A 14,239-nucleotide genomic window follows, 5' to 3' on the forward strand; every position below is an offset into this window, starting at 1 on the left:
TTATTTTTTACTGCAAATTAGCAAATTTTAAAAATCAGTCTTTTTTATTATTCTGATTTCATACTTTTGGCGTTATGAGAGCACTAAAAATTATTTTTTGGACATTATGGCGCATTTGGTTTTACATACTAATGACTTTTCCCATACTTATTATGTTTCCTTTTTTAGTGCTGTCAATACTAAAAGAAAGTGGCTATCCGTATTTTTTTAAAATGGCGAGAATTTGGGCAAAAATTATTCTTTTTGGAATGGGATTTCGATATAAAATTGATAAAAGCCAAGAAATGGAGTTGGGTAAAAGCTACATGATAGTTGCTAATCATACATCGATGGCAGATATAATGCTGATGCTTGTTTTAACCAAAAACCCATTTGTATTTGTGGGTAAAAAAGAATTATCTAAAGTTCCGATATTTGGTTTTTTCTATAAGAGGACTTGTATTTTAGTGGATAGAGGCTCTTCAAAAAGTCGAATGGAAGTTTTTGACCGTGCTCAAAAAAGAATTAATCAAGGGTTAAGCATTTGTATTTTTCCAGAAGGAGGTGTGCCCGATGATGAAGCTATTTTGCTAGATACTTTTAAAGATGGTGCTTTTAGATTAGCCCTTGAACATGAAATTCCAATTGCACCCATAACATTTGCGGATAACAAAAAGAGATTCTCTTATACTTTTTTAAGTGGAAGTCCCGGTTTAATGCGCGTGAAAATGCATAATCATGTCTCAACAGTAGGAAAAACGGCAGTTGATCGAAAAAATATACGCGATGAAGTACGTGATATAATACACACACAGTTAGTAGCTTTTGCAAAGAAATCGTCTAAAAACTATAGCTAATTCCCGAGTATAACCCAATAAGAATTGGTGGAGTTGAATTAGCTTTATTGGAGAAGGTATTCATTTGATATTTTATCATTGGTTCAAAATTGAATTGGAATGATTTTACAAACTTATAATTAAAACCGATTCCAATATTGCTACTAAAATGAGTACTATTCAAGTTATTAGCTTGACCTATTTGTTGATTTGTTTCTGATGAAATTAACGCTATTTTATTAGTGTCTAAAAGTAAAGTACTAACACCACCTATTACATGAATACCTACCTTTTTATCTAAAAGAGAATATGATATTTCAAGAGGTATTTCGTAATAACTCATGCTTTGATTAATAGTTCCCGTATTAGTTTTTTGTAAATTCCTTTCGAATGTCATTAGCGAACTCTTGCCTGCGTTGCTGCTAATTTCTACCGTAGCGTTGTTAAATTTTACATTCGCTAATGACATAGCATTTAAACCTGCTGAGTAAGTAACGTTGTTCGTATTATATCCAACAGCAATTTTATTGATTCCTGAGCGAATTGTGAATTTTTTGTTCAGTGCATAATTTACGCGTATGCCATAACTTAATTTGTTGTCAGTGGTTTTAGCATTTTCTGAAAATTGAGGATCAATATTTACGGCATTTGAGTTAGTAAAGAGTGCTGCGACAGTTGGCGTAACCTGCCACTTATTTTTTACAACAGTTACAACTATATCCTCTTTTGTTGTTTTCTTCTTTAAAACAGCTTCCAGTTCGTTTTCCGGCTCGCCATTTGAATTGTTTTCTGGAGTAGGATTAACTTTGGCAAGAGCCAAAATACCTTTTTCAATAGCTACACTTTTTTTATTCTCTAAAATAATTCGATTTTGCACAACAAAGTTCTTTTCAACAGGATTCTTATCATTGATAAAGAGTTCGTTTTTACTATTTGTAGCTGGGTCGTTCTCTGGTTTTATCGATTGATGATTTTTACGGTTATAAAGCGAAGCACTTTTTTGATTAGAATTTTTAAAAAATACGGTTTCTGCTTTCCTAAGTGTTGTATTTTGTTTCTCATCTTCTTTGATTGTTTGAAGGTTGTTTTTTACAATTTTATACTTATTTTTTAGATCATTACTTTTTTCAATTTCTTTATTTTGTTTAGAAACACTGTCGATTAGTTGTTTTTTAGAATTAGTAGTTTTAGAATCGATAACAATCTTATTTATAATCTCATTATTAGATTGATACATTGTGTTCAATGCGAGTAAACCAAATAAAAGTGTTACTGCAATACCAGCATATTTTAACCAAATCGGAATTATTTTGCGTTCTTTTTTTTCCATTAAACCTGCTTGGATAATGCACCAAGTTTGATCATTAGGTTTTGCTTCAAAATCTTTAAATTGCTCTTGAAACAATCGGTCTATATTTTTACTATTTTTCATTTTGCCGATGATTCGAAATTAATTTCTGTTAATTTTTCAATTTTTTCCTTCAAGATTAATCGTGCTCTAAAAAGATTTGATTTGGTTGTGCCAGTTGAAATTTTAAGCATTTCGCTAATTTCTTTATGAGAATATCCATCAAGAACGTATAAGCTGAAAACAATACGGTATTGGTCTGGTAGTTCTTGTATGATTTGGAGAAGGTATTCTAGCGATATTTTTTCATCATCTATTTCAACAGCTACGTCAGCGATGTGATCCTCTATTATTTCAAGAAAACGTATATCTTTTAGACGTAAAAGTGCATTATTAATTAGAATTCTTTTAGCCCAACCCTCAAAGGAACCTTTTCCGCTGTATTGCTCAATTTTTTTGAAAATGATGATGAAACCATCTTGTAAATTATCTTGTGCATCATCATAATTACGAGAATATTTAAGGCAAACCCCAAAAAACTTTTTAGCAAACAATTGATACAATTGTTCTTGAGCTTTGGGGTGGTTCTTTTTACAGTCAGCAATTATTTGTTCTAATGCCACACGATTTTTTATTAAGGAACAACTTGTATTTCAACGTTTTCAAATAAATCTTTGTCAGCAGCATCTTTACCTTTATAAAACTTAAAAATGTAAGATCCATTCGAAGTAACTAAGAAGTTAAATGAAACTTCAGATAGTGGTGGAACCTCAGTGGTGCAAACTTGATTTGTATTTACGGCAGTTTGTATTGCAATTGTTCTTGTATTTAAATCTTTATCATAATAAATTCCTTGATAGAGATGACACGAAGTTGGTCTCTGGTATTTTAATTTAATGTTGTACGTTTCACCTAATTTAAAGTTGTCAGGTAGCGTGTAGCTTTCTACTGCTAACACATTGTATGTGTAATTCTCTCTCTCATTATTATCATTACTACAACTAAATAGCGTAGCAACAAAAATTAAAAGTACTGCAAATTTTTTCATTTCATTTTCATTTAAAAGTTAATTATTTCGCGATCACTTTATCAAGAGAAGAAATTATCAAAAAGGTTGCTTAAATTATAAATTTTTTAGATCAAAGTATGCGAGATACGTTTGTCAATATAAATTACAACAACAACATCAATTTAAATAATATACCACTTCATTTTTGAATATCCCGTAAAAGACTGTTGATTTTTGTCTGGTTGAGCGGAGTCGAAACCCTTTGTGCAAGTCCTGCATAATCTCGATTACGCTCGATTTGACACAAAACACAACAGTAAATTTAAAACACAATTAGTTTTATTGATTGGTCTTCATAAATAATCAAAAAAAATGCCCGAAAAGTTTTCGGGCATTTAAATTTTTCATTGTATCAACTAGTTATGCATCAGCGAGTTCTTTTATTTTAGCTTTTATTTTCACTTCTAATTCGTCAGCTAATTCTGGATTGTCTTTTATTAAAGATTTCACGGCATCACGACCTTGTCCTAATTTGGTTTCACCGTAACTAAACCAAGAACCTGCTTTTTTAATAATTTCAAATTCTACCGCAAGATCTAGAATTTCTCCTGTTTTAGAGATTCCTTCACCGTACATGATGTCAAATTCAGCAATTTTAAATGGTGGCGCAACTTTGTTTTTCACCACTTTTACTTTAGTTCTGTTTCCTAGTACATTATCACCATCTTTAATTTGAGTGGAACGACGGATATCTAAACGCACAGAAGCATAAAATTTTAAAGCATTTCCACCGGTTGTTGTTTCAGGGTTACCAAACATTACACCTATTTTCTCTCTTAACTGGTTAATAAAGAAAACGGTACAATTCGTTTTACTAATAGTTCCAGTTAATTTTCGAAGTGCTTGTGACATTAAACGAGCGTGAAGTCCCATTTTAGAATCTCCCATTTCGCCTTCAATCTCACTTTTAGGAGTCAACGCAGCAACTGAGTCAATTACAACAATATCAATTGCGCCTGAACGAATTAAGTTTTCAGCAATTTCTAGTGCTTGTTCTCCATTGTCTGGTTGAGAGATGATGAGGTTCTCAATGTCTACGCCTAATTTTTCAGCATAATTTCTATCAAATGCGTGCTCTGCATCAATAAAAGCGGCAATACCTCCTGCTTTTTGAGCTTCTGCAATTGCGTGAAGTGTCAAAGTAGTTTTACCAGAAGATTCCGGTCCATATATTTCAATAATTCTACCTCTAGGATACCCATTTACTCCTAAAGCTAAATCGATTCCTAACGATCCTGACGAAATAGTTTCTACTTCAACAATAGCTTTATCGCCCATTTTCATTACCGTACCTTTACCGTAGGTTTTGTCTAATTTATCAAGCGTTAATTGTAACGCTTTTAATTTAGATTCTTTCTCTGAACTCATCTGTTCTTTTACCTTTTCTTTCATCAAGTGTATTATTTTATAACTGTAAGAAACTGACAGGTTGTTATTTATCCTTAAATTTCTAAATGTGTATGTTAAATTTATTTTCGTAAAAATACTTCTTTTTTTAATCAAAAAAATCTCTTTCTAGAATATTTTTAATTATTCGAATAGTGATAAATCGAGAATTTTTAAATAAACAATGCTTTCAATTCAGTAGCATCATGTGGATTCATTTTTCCGGCAATGACTAAACTAAGTTGTTTGCGTCTTAATGCTGCTTCATATCGTTGTTTTTCTAATTCTGTTTCAGGAATTAACTGCGGTACTTCAACAGGTCGTCCAGTATCATCAACAGCAACAAAGGTATAAATGGCTTCATTAGCCTTTGTTTTATTACCTGATTCTCTATCTTCTACCCAAATGTCGATGAAAATTTCCATCGAACTTTTGAATGCGCGCGAAACTTTGGCTTCGACCGTAACAACACTTCCTAATGGAATTGCTCTATTAAAGGCGACGTGATTTACAGATGCTGTAACTACAATTCTACGAGAATGTCTTCTTGCTGAGATGCTTGCCGCTCGATCCATTCTGGCTAATAATTCGCCACCAAAAAGATTATTTAAAGGATTTGTTTCACTTGGTAAAACTAAATCTGTCAATATCGTTAAGGATTCTGAAGGGTGTTTTGGTGTCATTTTTAATTTTTTATAATAATTAATTTTTATTTCCAATTTAATAAATAAACGGCCATTATTGCTGGCATAAAATAGATAACAATTGTTTTTGCTCCATCATAATCCTTAGCTAATCGCTGACCAAACAGCAACATTAATAAGGTTACACAGGAAAAAACAGCTCCATAGAAACCAAAAACTTTTCCTCGGCTAACTAATAACTCTATACAGCCTACAACGCAAAGAATTCCCGAAATTAGTTCTAAAACAAGGATGTTTGCTAGCGCTAATGGCACTTGATTTTTTAGTGGAGTTTTTGCAAAATGACCTTTCAACCAGCTCAAATTGTCTTTCCAGTAAAATAGTTTGTCATAACCAGATTGAAGGAAAGTAATGGCTAGAAAAATTAATAATAAAATTGAAGTAATGTTTGACATAAGTTTATTTTTTGTGAATTAAACGGGTTAGTTTTATTGATAAATCAGTTAGTATAATTTTAGCATTTCCGTTGCGTTCAATATGGTACATTGCATCAGAGAGTTCTTTAAAAATGGCATTAATATTATTTCCGTTGACAAATGGTGCAAAATTTTCTAATTTAAATTTCTCGACTTGCGGTTCCATGTAAACTAGAGATGGTATTTGATAATTCAGTAACAAAGCTTGGCGAAACATATCAATACAAAAGGTTAAAAACTTTTTTTGAGTTTCTCTTCCTAAACCAGCAATATGGTCACTCCACTGAATTAAATCTTGAATTGCGGCCGCATTACCTTTAGCCCTAAAAGCGGCACGAACCCAATCTACAAACCATTTTTCAAAAAAAGTAGTTTCACTATCAGGAAGTAATAATTGTAACGCTTTATTATAGTTTCCTTGTGATTGATGTGCAATTTTTGCTGCAGTTTTAGAATCGGTGTTTAAATTAGAAATCAGGGCATCTGCTATAGTTTTTTCGGGTAAACCGTTAAAGTGTAGAACTTGGCAACGCGAACGAATCGTTTGTATGATATCCTCTTCGTTATCAGACAATAAAATAAAAACAGTTTTATCAGTGGGCTCTTCTAATATTTTTAAAAGCTTATTAGAGGCTGCAATGTTCAACTTATCAGCCATCCAAATAATCATTACTTTATAACCTCCTTCAAAGGATTTTAGAGCAAGTAGTTTTAATATTTCTTGAGCATCATCAACTCTTATTTCGCCTTGTTTATTTTTTACACCCAAAATTTGATACCAATCAAACAAACTGCCATAAGGATTATGGTCTAAAAATTCGCGCCATTCCGTTATAAAATCAATACTTTTTGGTTTTGTTTTCACATCTTCGGTACTGACAGTTGGATAAATAAAATGCAAATCAGGATGAGAAGTTTTTTGAAATTTTAGATTGCAGGCGTGATTTGATCCTTTATTTTCAGCATTTTGATTGCTACAAATTAAATATTGGGCGTAAGCAATAGCCATTGCTAAGGTACCACTTCCTTCTGGACCAATAAATAATTGAGCATGCGGAATTCTGCCTACATCAGCACTTTTTGTCAAATGACTTTTTATGTGTTCTTGCCCTAATATTTCTGAAAATAACATGCCGCAAAGATAGTAGAAAATGGTTTAGTCCGTAGTTTTTTAAAATCGTTCATTTGGTTTATTTTATTTATTTTTTAGAATTAAAAAACCAACTTTAATAAAATTTCGTAAGTAGATTATATTGTCAATTTAAATATTTTGCGTCGTTTTCTAAGTAATATTTTACAATTCAATAAATTATAAAACATTTTTATTTTTATAAATCTTGATTTTTAATAAGACTTTTACGCTTTTTTTTGTGCTAATTAATTTTTATTACAATTATAAATACAGAATATAATTTTTAAATATTGTTCTATTTATTATGTATAATTGTTTATAAATCAATATTTTAAGTCTAATAATCTTATATATTTTTTTTTATAAAAAAAAGTTAAAAAGTCGTTGTAGCGTATAATTAATCGGTGTTTAGTATCATTTCATTTAAATTGTAATACTTTTATTTATTAACAATTGTTGATAAAATTTGTAAATTAATATTAAATAATTACTTTTGTTTGCATGATACCAACTTACTACATCTAAAAATATGAAAACTAAAATTATCTTTTTAACTTTATTTATGCTTACCGCTAGCTTTGCTTTTTCACAAAACAAAAATACCCCAAGGTCTATTATAAGCTCTGGCGCTGCAATTAAAAAATACCATGAATTGGAGGAATTGAAGCGAATGCAAAAAGGAGAACTTCTAGATTTGTATGTTGAAAGAATACAGGTTTTGGTTAAAACGCTTCCCTACATTGCACTAGCAACTAAACCAGGAATTACAATAGCTGATTTAGGAATTCCTTACAACTCAGAAAACAAAAAAACAATGGAAGATCAAGCAGATGCAACTGCTAGTTTTTTAGATACTACAGTAAACTTTCAAAGAAAAATGGTTCCTTACTCTGATAAAGATAATTTAATATCTGCTATTTTATTTTATGAAAATACAATGAGAGCATTACATGAATTTTCTTCGCTGTAATCATTTATATTGTATTGCTTTTTTGTTCCCAAACAGTTTTTAACTTAACCCCATAATTTATGAAAATTTTCACCCAAATTATAGCATTATCTCTTTTAGTAAGTTATAGTGCCGTTGCTCAGCAAGAAAAGGGAATAACAGGTTTAAACAATTGGTTAAATAATTGGACAGAATTTAAAGCCAATAAAGTAGAATATGCTGAAGCTAATCAAATTTTAGCGGGGAATATATCTGCTAATACTAAATTGTCTAAGAGAAATATTTATCAACTTCAAGGAAATGTCTATGTAACCAATAATGCTGTTCTAACTATTGAGCCAGGAACTGTAATAATTGGTGATTTTGATTCAAAAGGCACACTTATTATCACGAAAGGTGCTTCACTTATAGCTGATGGTCTTGAGACTGATCCTATCGTTTTTACATCTAATAGAGGTTTAAGAAAAGCGGGAGATTGGGGAGGTATAATTATGTTAGGTGATGCTCCAATAAATAAATATGGTGGAGTTTCTTCATTGAGCTATGATTTAAATCCTGCTTTTACCTCATTTGGTGGGACTAATCCAAGTCACAATGGTGGAATTCTACGGTTCGTTAGAATTGAATTTGCGGGTGCAAAAACGACAAATAGTGCTGAAAAATTTAATTCTCTTTTGTTAGGAGGAGTTGGTAATAAAACGATCTTAGAAAATATTATGATTAGTTTTTCTGGCGGTGATTCTTTTGAAGTTCATGGTGGGGAAGTTAATCTTAATCAATTGGTTTCTTTTAAATCAAGTAACAGCGATTTCAAATTTAATTATGGAGCGCAATGTAATATCAATAATTCGCTTGCAGTGAGATCACCTTTTTTATCAAGTAAATTTGGGTCAAGATGCTTAGATGTTGCATCTTACACAAAAAAAGAGGAAGTTGATTTTACAAAAAAGCAAACCTTAGTTATTGCAACAAATTTAACACTAGTGAACAGCAGTGAAAATATAAATGCTGACATTGAATCTGGTTTAATCAAAGAAGCAATTTATGTAGCCGAAAATTCTTCCTTGCAATGTAAGAGAACTGTTGTTTCAGGATTCAACCCTGCAGTTATTTTTGACAATAAAATTGAAGTTAACGATGAAAACTTAAAAAAACTAAAGTTTGAAGCAATGTACTTCAATAATTGTAAGGGTAATTTATTTACTGAAGACAATATTAATAATGAAGACTTAGAAAGTTGGTATGGTCAAAGTGCATTTTACAACGTTTATTCTAAAGGTAACAACTCTGAGACTTTTATAGACTTTTCAAATGATAGAAGACCAGACTTTAGATTACAATTATCTAAAATTACAGCGGCTAAATAAAATTTTGTAACCAAAAATTTAATGGAATTGTTTGTAAAATACATCAAATAATCAATGAAATTTAGTCCAATCACAATTTTTAATAGAGGCATATTGTTTTGTATATTGCTAGTTTTACCTGCAATCACTTTTGTGCGTGCTCAAGTCGCTATCAATAAACCCGCTCTCGGTTTTACTCAGTTGTGTGCTAATCCAGATTTCAACACCTTTGAAATTAATTTTTCATTTAGTCCGGCAGGCTCATTGGATTCTTCCAATAAGTTCGTTATCGAAATGTCCGATCCATCGGGAAATTTTGTGACGCCAATTGTACTTAATTTTACTGAGAAAACAGCAGTGTCGACTCCAACATCTAGAACACTTATCTTTTCAGTTCCCACTACAACTGGTGGTGAAAACTATAAACTTAGAGTAAAAACAACTGCTCCCGCAGCAGTAAGTCCCGTTTCAAATTCATTTGCTGCTTATTATAAAATTCAAGATTCCCAGTTTTCAATCAATAATTTTAAAGCAACCGCTACTTATTGTACAGGAGGTTCATATCTACTTACAATAGATAATCCAGGAACAGGAACAAATGATTCTCCGTTAAAATATCCTTCACTAACCTATAAATGGTTTAAAGAACCAAGTTTAAGTCCTATTGCTAATACGCCTACTTTAACGGTTACTTCTCCTGGACGTTATTACGTAGAAACTAATTACGGTACTTGTACATCTGATTCATACTCCAATAGAGTTACTGTAGGTGAATCATCTGGACTTTCGGCTACCATAACTTCAAGTAAAGGGAATTTATTTTGTGCTGCTGATGGACCTACTACATTAAGCACACAGGCAGCTAATTCCTATCAATGGTTTAAAAACAGTACCTTAATTGTAGGAGCAACGAGCCAACAATATCAAGCAACTGACGAAGGTCAATATTCAGTAAAAGTAGATTATGGAGGCTGCAGCTCAACAGCGGTTATTCAAATAGACACTGTTCGTTTCAATAGTTCGTTAAATGTAGACAGTAGTACTACAATTAATGAGGGTGAAAGCAAATCTATTTTAGTAACTACTGATGCGGTCAGTCCCACATTTAATTGGTACTTAAATAATAACATAATTGCAAGCGCTGTTTCAAATACTTTAATTGTAACTGATAAAGGATTATATTCTGTAATTATTACACAATCTACAGCTTGTGCTTCGACAAAAAAATTAGATTTTGAAATCAAGTTTTCATCTGATCCTAACGTTACTTTGATACCAAATCTTATTAGTCCAAATAATGATGGTGTAAATGATACTTGGATCTTGCCTCAGCAATATGGAAATGGAACAAACACACAAATAACAATACTGAATTCTAGGGGTGAGGTAGCTTTACAAACTACTAATTATCAAAACAACTGGCCAGAAAACGAAATTGATTTTAGTTCCATAAATCCCATTTATTATTATGTTATCACTACTCAGGATAATAAAATCAAAAAAGGCTCAATAACTGTAGTTAAGTAAAATGAAAAATAGGTATTTAAGTATTTTGTTTTTTCTGTGTTTACTGCAGTCGCTACATTCTCAGGAAGGTGGCGTGGCTTCTTACAATATTCCGGTTAGAAATTCTCTAAAGTTTAATAAGTTTATAATAAATCCTGCTTTTAGTTTTGCAAGGGAGCAAAATTCCTATGTTACTGTATTCAACAAGCGAGAGTGGGTCCAATTTGATGATGCTCCTCAAACTTATTTAGTAAGTTACTCAGGTCGATTTAGGGAAAGTCAAGGTATTTCACTAGGATTGTTCCAGCAGAATTACGGCGTGCTCACCACCTTTGGCGGAATCGCAAATTTCGCCCAAAATGTTTATTTAAGTCAAGATAGTAACTTGACTTTTGGCGTTAATTTAGGTTTCTATAAAAGCGGAATTAATATTGGTAAGGTTGTTACAAATTCTGCTGATCCATCCTTAGAACTAATTCCTTCTAATTCTCTGGTGACATTAAGTCCCGGGATAAATTATGGTAATACATTTTTCGATTTTGGTTTAGCATTTAAGAATGCAGTTTTATACAATTTGCAAACTTCCCAAATGGTACAAAATGATCCAGAGAGAAGTATTCAAGCCCATATTATGTACACTGGTTTTGTTGATACTAATGGTTTTTTTGATAAAAGCAAGTTTTCAGGTTTAGTAAGGGCTGAAAGTAAGAAAGATAAAACTGTTATTTCAGGATTAATGATGTTTGCTATCCCGAGAGGAGTTTGGGCTCAGGCAGGCTATAATAGTTTTAATGGTGTTTCTGCTGGTGTAGGATTAAATTTAACATCGCGATTAGCAATAGAATACAATTACGAAAAAGCTTTAGGTAAATTTACGCAGTTTGGTCCATCTCATGAAATTGTTTTAGCTTATAAATTTAAAGGGAAGTATAGCGATGATGATGAAGAGGAAGGCGCTATAATTTCACCTTCTGAGACAAGAAGAGTTGCTCCTGTAAAAACATTAGATAAAGCTACTGTAAAAATTGATGATGATATCCAAAAAGCAAATGAACTGAAACGTGCTAATGCTAAATTATTACTACAAGAAAATAGATTAAAAAGTGAAAAATTACTAGCCGATGCTGCTGCAAAAACTAAAGCTACTGCTGAGGCTAATGAAAAAATTAAATTAGATAATGCCGCTACAGCAAAAGCAAAACTAGATGAAAATAGAATGCGACGTGAAAAAGCACTTGCTGATGCTGCTGCTAAAGCAAAAGCCGCTGCAGATGCTAAATCTAAAAGTATCAAGGAAATCCCTAATCAAAGCAAAGATGCAACAGCTGCGAAAAATAAAGCGGATGCTGACGCAAAAGCAAAACTAGTTTTAGAAAATAAATTAAAAGCGGATGCTTTAGCTAAAAGCGTTACTGATGCCCAAAATAAAGCAATTGCAGATGCTAAAAAATTAGCGGCAGATGCTAAGGCGAAGGCCGATGCACAAGCAAAATTAGCTTTAGAAAATAAATTAAAAGCCGATGCTAAAGCTAAATTAGAGGCTGATGCAAGATCAAAAGCAATTGCTGATGCTGAAAAACTAGCTGCAGACGAGAAAGCAAGATCCATTGCCGCAGCTTCAAAACAGGCAGCTGATGAGAAAGCAAAAGCCGACGCTAAAGCTAAATTAGAGGCTGATGCAAAATCAAAAGCAATTGCTGATGCTGAAAAACTAGCTGCAGACGAGAAAGCAAGATCCATTGCCGCAGCTTCAAAACTGGCAGCTGATGAGAAAGCAAGAGCCGATGCCAAAGCTAAATTAGAGGCTGATGCAAAATCAAAAGCAACTGCTGATGCTGAAAAACTAGCCGCAGACGAGAAAGCAAGAGCCGACGCTAAAGCTAAATTAGAGGCTGATGCAAAATCAAAAGCAATTGCTGATGCTGAAAAACTAGCTGCAGATGAGAAAGCAAAAGCGGATGCTCAGGCAAAAAGCGATGCCGATGCTAAAACTAGAGCTGCATTAGAAGAAGTGCGAGTAGCAGCTGATGCTAAAACAAAAGCCGAGGCACAAGCAAAACTTGAAGCTGATGCTAAAGCAAAATCAATAGCTGAATCCGCAAGGTTAATTGCAGACGCAAAAGCAAAAGCCGAAGCCCAGGCAAAACTCGAAGCAGATGCGAAAGCAAGAGAAGCGGCTGAATCAGCTAGGTTAATTGCAGCGGCGAAAGCGAAAGCAGAAGCTCAAGAACAATTAATTGCAGCTGCCAAAGCTAAATCAATAGCCGATGCTGCCAAATCAGCTTCTGATGCTAAAGCAAAAGCGGATGCGCAGGCAAAAGCGGATGCTGATGCTAAAGCAAAATCAATCGCCGATGCTGCAAAAATAGCAGCCGATGCCAAAGCAAAAGCTGACGCACAAGCGAAATTAGATGCAGATGCTAAGGCAAAATCAATAGCTGACTTAAAAGCGAAAGCGGATGCACAAGCAAAATTAGAGGCAGAAGCAAGAGCTAAAGCAGAGGCAGAAGCTACAAGAATAGCAACTGATTTACAATCGAAAGCGGATGCACAAGCAAAATTAGATGCTGAAGCAAGAGCTAAAGCAGAGGCAGAAACTAAAAGATTGGCGGCAGATTCACAACCTAAAGATGCCAATGCTAAATCAATGGACAATATTGCAGAAACAATTGATAACTCTAATAAAACGCAAATACAATTATTAGCGCAACTGAATGAAAAAGTAAAACAAAAAGAAAATGAATTACAACAGTTAAAAACAGAAAACGATTTAAGCGATCAAGGAATAACCAGCGCTCCTAAGGAATTTAAAAGTGTATCTGCCGAAAATGCTGCTCTCGAATCACTAAAATTAGAGATTGCATCTGTTAACACAAAACAAAATCAGTTGTTAAATAATTTTAAGAATTTGTATGACGAACGTATAAAAAAAGTGTCTAATAAAAATGATGCACTCACATTAAGTTATTTAAAAACTATAGATTTATTAAAAGCAGAACAAGCTAAAGCAGAACTCTCAAATAGTAATTTAATCAAATCGTTAGAGAAAATTAGTGTAGAAACTGAAATAGAGAAGAAACGTAGAATTAAACGTGCAAACTTTGTGAACGAGGACAGTAAATATGCAACTGATCAGGAGACATTAAAAAGGATAAAAGCAACTACAGCAGTAAGTTCTGTTAAACCAAACCCTAATGATTTTGATTATGGTTCGGAACAATCCAATTTGCAAATTATCAAAAACGTCAAGAATGTAGAAACGGGCTATTATGTAGTTCTTGCCGTACACGCAGATGTACAAAAAAGAGACACTTTTGTCACTAAAACGGTAGCGGCCGGTGAATCAAATATTGATTTCTTCTACGATGTTAAATCAACTAATTATTTTATATACACTAATCGATTTGACAATATACAAGAAGCAACAAGAGTGTTAGAATCAAAAGGAAATAAGCCATACAATGGAAAAATGGTAATTGTGCGCGTGGAAAATTAGCATCCATAGCAATTTGATTGGGATCAAATTGCTATGGATGCTACTATTAGAAAAAAATAGGTAATTTATTTT

12 protein-coding genes are annotated in these 14,239 nt (G+C 32.8%); 5 read left to right on the plus strand and 7 right to left on the minus strand.

The window, feature by feature from the left end:
• Positions 1–74 precede the first annotated feature (74 nt).
• Positions 75–836, plus strand: coding sequence for a lysophospholipid acyltransferase family protein (locus BUA99_RS06045; RefSeq protein WP_072989545.1), 762 nt, complete (start codon positions 75–77; stop codon positions 834–836).
• Here BUA99_RS06045 and BUA99_RS06050 read toward each other — a convergent pair.
• The 7 genes from BUA99_RS06050 to BUA99_RS06080 all read right to left on the minus strand — a co-directional run bounded on the left by BUA99_RS06050 (position 820) and on the right by BUA99_RS06080 (position 6,870).
• Positions 820–2,247, minus strand: coding sequence for a porin family protein (locus BUA99_RS06050; protein WP_072989547.1), 1,428 nt, complete (start codon positions 2,245–2,247; stop codon positions 820–822). The two genes, BUA99_RS06045 and BUA99_RS06050, sit on opposite strands and share 17 nt — an antisense overlap.
• Positions 2,244–2,786 carry an RNA polymerase sigma factor gene (locus BUA99_RS06055; RefSeq protein WP_072989549.1) on the minus strand — a complete coding sequence of 181 codons (543 nt, stop codon included), beginning with the start codon at positions 2,784–2,786 and terminating at the stop codon, positions 2,244–2,246. The genes BUA99_RS06050 and BUA99_RS06055 overlap by 4 nt, the downstream gene beginning before the upstream one ends.
• Positions 2,787–2,797: 11 nt before the next feature.
• Positions 2,798–3,211 (minus strand): hypothetical protein, encoded by a 414-nt coding sequence (locus BUA99_RS06060; protein WP_072989552.1) that lies wholly within the window; start codon positions 3,209–3,211, stop codon positions 2,798–2,800.
• A 381-nt stretch (positions 3,212–3,592) separates the two neighbouring features.
• Positions 3,593–4,600: a recombinase RecA gene (gene recA, locus BUA99_RS06065; RefSeq protein ID WP_143151721.1), complete on the minus strand. Its 1,008-nt coding sequence runs from the start codon at positions 4,598–4,600 to the stop codon at positions 3,593–3,595.
• 191 nt (positions 4,601–4,791) lie between these two features.
• On the minus strand, positions 4,792–5,301 hold the full coding sequence (locus tag BUA99_RS06070) for an acyl-CoA thioesterase (RefSeq protein ID WP_072989761.1): 510 nt from the start codon (positions 5,299–5,301) through the stop codon (positions 4,792–4,794).
• A gap of 26 nt (positions 5,302–5,327) precedes the next feature.
• Complete coding sequence (locus tag BUA99_RS06075) at positions 5,328–5,717, minus strand: DoxX family membrane protein (RefSeq protein ID WP_072989557.1); 390 nt, start codon at positions 5,715–5,717, stop codon at positions 5,328–5,330.
• A gap of 4 nt (positions 5,718–5,721) precedes the next feature.
• Positions 5,722–6,870, minus strand: a complete 1,149-nt coding sequence (locus tag BUA99_RS06080) for a DNA polymerase III subunit (protein ID WP_072989560.1) — start codon at positions 6,868–6,870, stop codon at positions 5,722–5,724.
• 529 nt (positions 6,871–7,399) lie between these two features.
• Here BUA99_RS06080 and BUA99_RS06085 point away from each other — a divergent pair.
• From BUA99_RS06085 to BUA99_RS06100, 4 genes are read left to right on the plus strand one after another with little or no spacing between them, the layout of a single operon-like run.
• Positions 7,400–7,840 (plus strand): hypothetical protein, encoded by a 441-nt coding sequence (locus BUA99_RS06085; protein WP_072989563.1) that lies wholly within the window; start codon positions 7,400–7,402, stop codon positions 7,838–7,840.
• Positions 7,841–7,899: 59 nt separating this feature from the next.
• Entirely contained in the window at positions 7,900–9,186 is a 1,287-nt protein-coding gene (locus tag BUA99_RS06090; RefSeq protein ID WP_072989566.1) for a hypothetical protein, read from the plus strand.
• A 54-nt stretch (positions 9,187–9,240) separates the two neighbouring features.
• On the plus strand, positions 9,241–10,692 hold the full coding sequence (locus tag BUA99_RS06095; protein ID WP_072989568.1) for a T9SS type B sorting domain-containing protein: 1,452 nt from the start codon (positions 9,241–9,243) through the stop codon (positions 10,690–10,692).
• Position 10,693: 1 nt separating this feature from the next.
• A complete protein-coding gene (locus BUA99_RS06100; RefSeq protein ID WP_072989571.1) occupies positions 10,694–14,167 on the plus strand; it encodes a PorP/SprF family type IX secretion system membrane protein in 3,474 nt (1,157 codons plus the stop codon).
• Positions 14,168–14,239 lie beyond the last annotated feature (72 nt).

It is taken from the genome of Flavobacterium segetis, assembly GCF_900129575.1.
GTDB lineage: Bacteria > Bacteroidota > Bacteroidia > Flavobacteriales > Flavobacteriaceae > Flavobacterium > Flavobacterium segetis.

Coding starts and splice junctions, on each gene's coding strand:
- BUA99_RS06045 (WP_072989545.1), top strand. CDS start 75: ATGAGAGCACTAAAAATTATTTTTTGGACATTATGGCGCATTTGGTTT.
- BUA99_RS06050 (WP_072989547.1), bottom strand. CDS start 2,247: ATGAAAAATAGTAAAAATATAGACCGATTGTTTCAAGAGCAATTTAAA.
- BUA99_RS06060 (WP_072989552.1), bottom strand. CDS start 3,211: ATGAAAAAATTTGCAGTACTTTTAATTTTTGTTGCTACGCTATTTAGT.
- recA (WP_143151721.1), bottom strand. CDS start 4,600: ATGAGTTCAGAGAAAGAATCTAAATTAAAAGCGTTACAATTAACGCTT.
- BUA99_RS06070 (WP_072989761.1), bottom strand. CDS start 5,301: ATGACACCAAAACACCCTTCAGAATCCTTAACGATATTGACAGATTTA.
- BUA99_RS06075 (WP_072989557.1), bottom strand. CDS start 5,717: ATGTCAAACATTACTTCAATTTTATTATTAATTTTTCTAGCCATTACT.
- BUA99_RS06080 (WP_072989560.1), bottom strand. CDS start 6,870: ATGTTATTTTCAGAAATATTAGGGCAAGAACACATAAAAAGTCATTTG.
- BUA99_RS06085 (WP_072989563.1), top strand. CDS start 7,400: ATGAAAACTAAAATTATCTTTTTAACTTTATTTATGCTTACCGCTAGC.
- BUA99_RS06090 (WP_072989566.1), top strand. CDS start 7,900: ATGAAAATTTTCACCCAAATTATAGCATTATCTCTTTTAGTAAGTTAT.
- BUA99_RS06095 (WP_072989568.1), top strand. CDS start 9,241: ATGAAATTTAGTCCAATCACAATTTTTAATAGAGGCATATTGTTTTGT.
- BUA99_RS06100 (WP_072989571.1), top strand. CDS start 10,694: ATGAAAAATAGGTATTTAAGTATTTTGTTTTTTCTGTGTTTACTGCAG.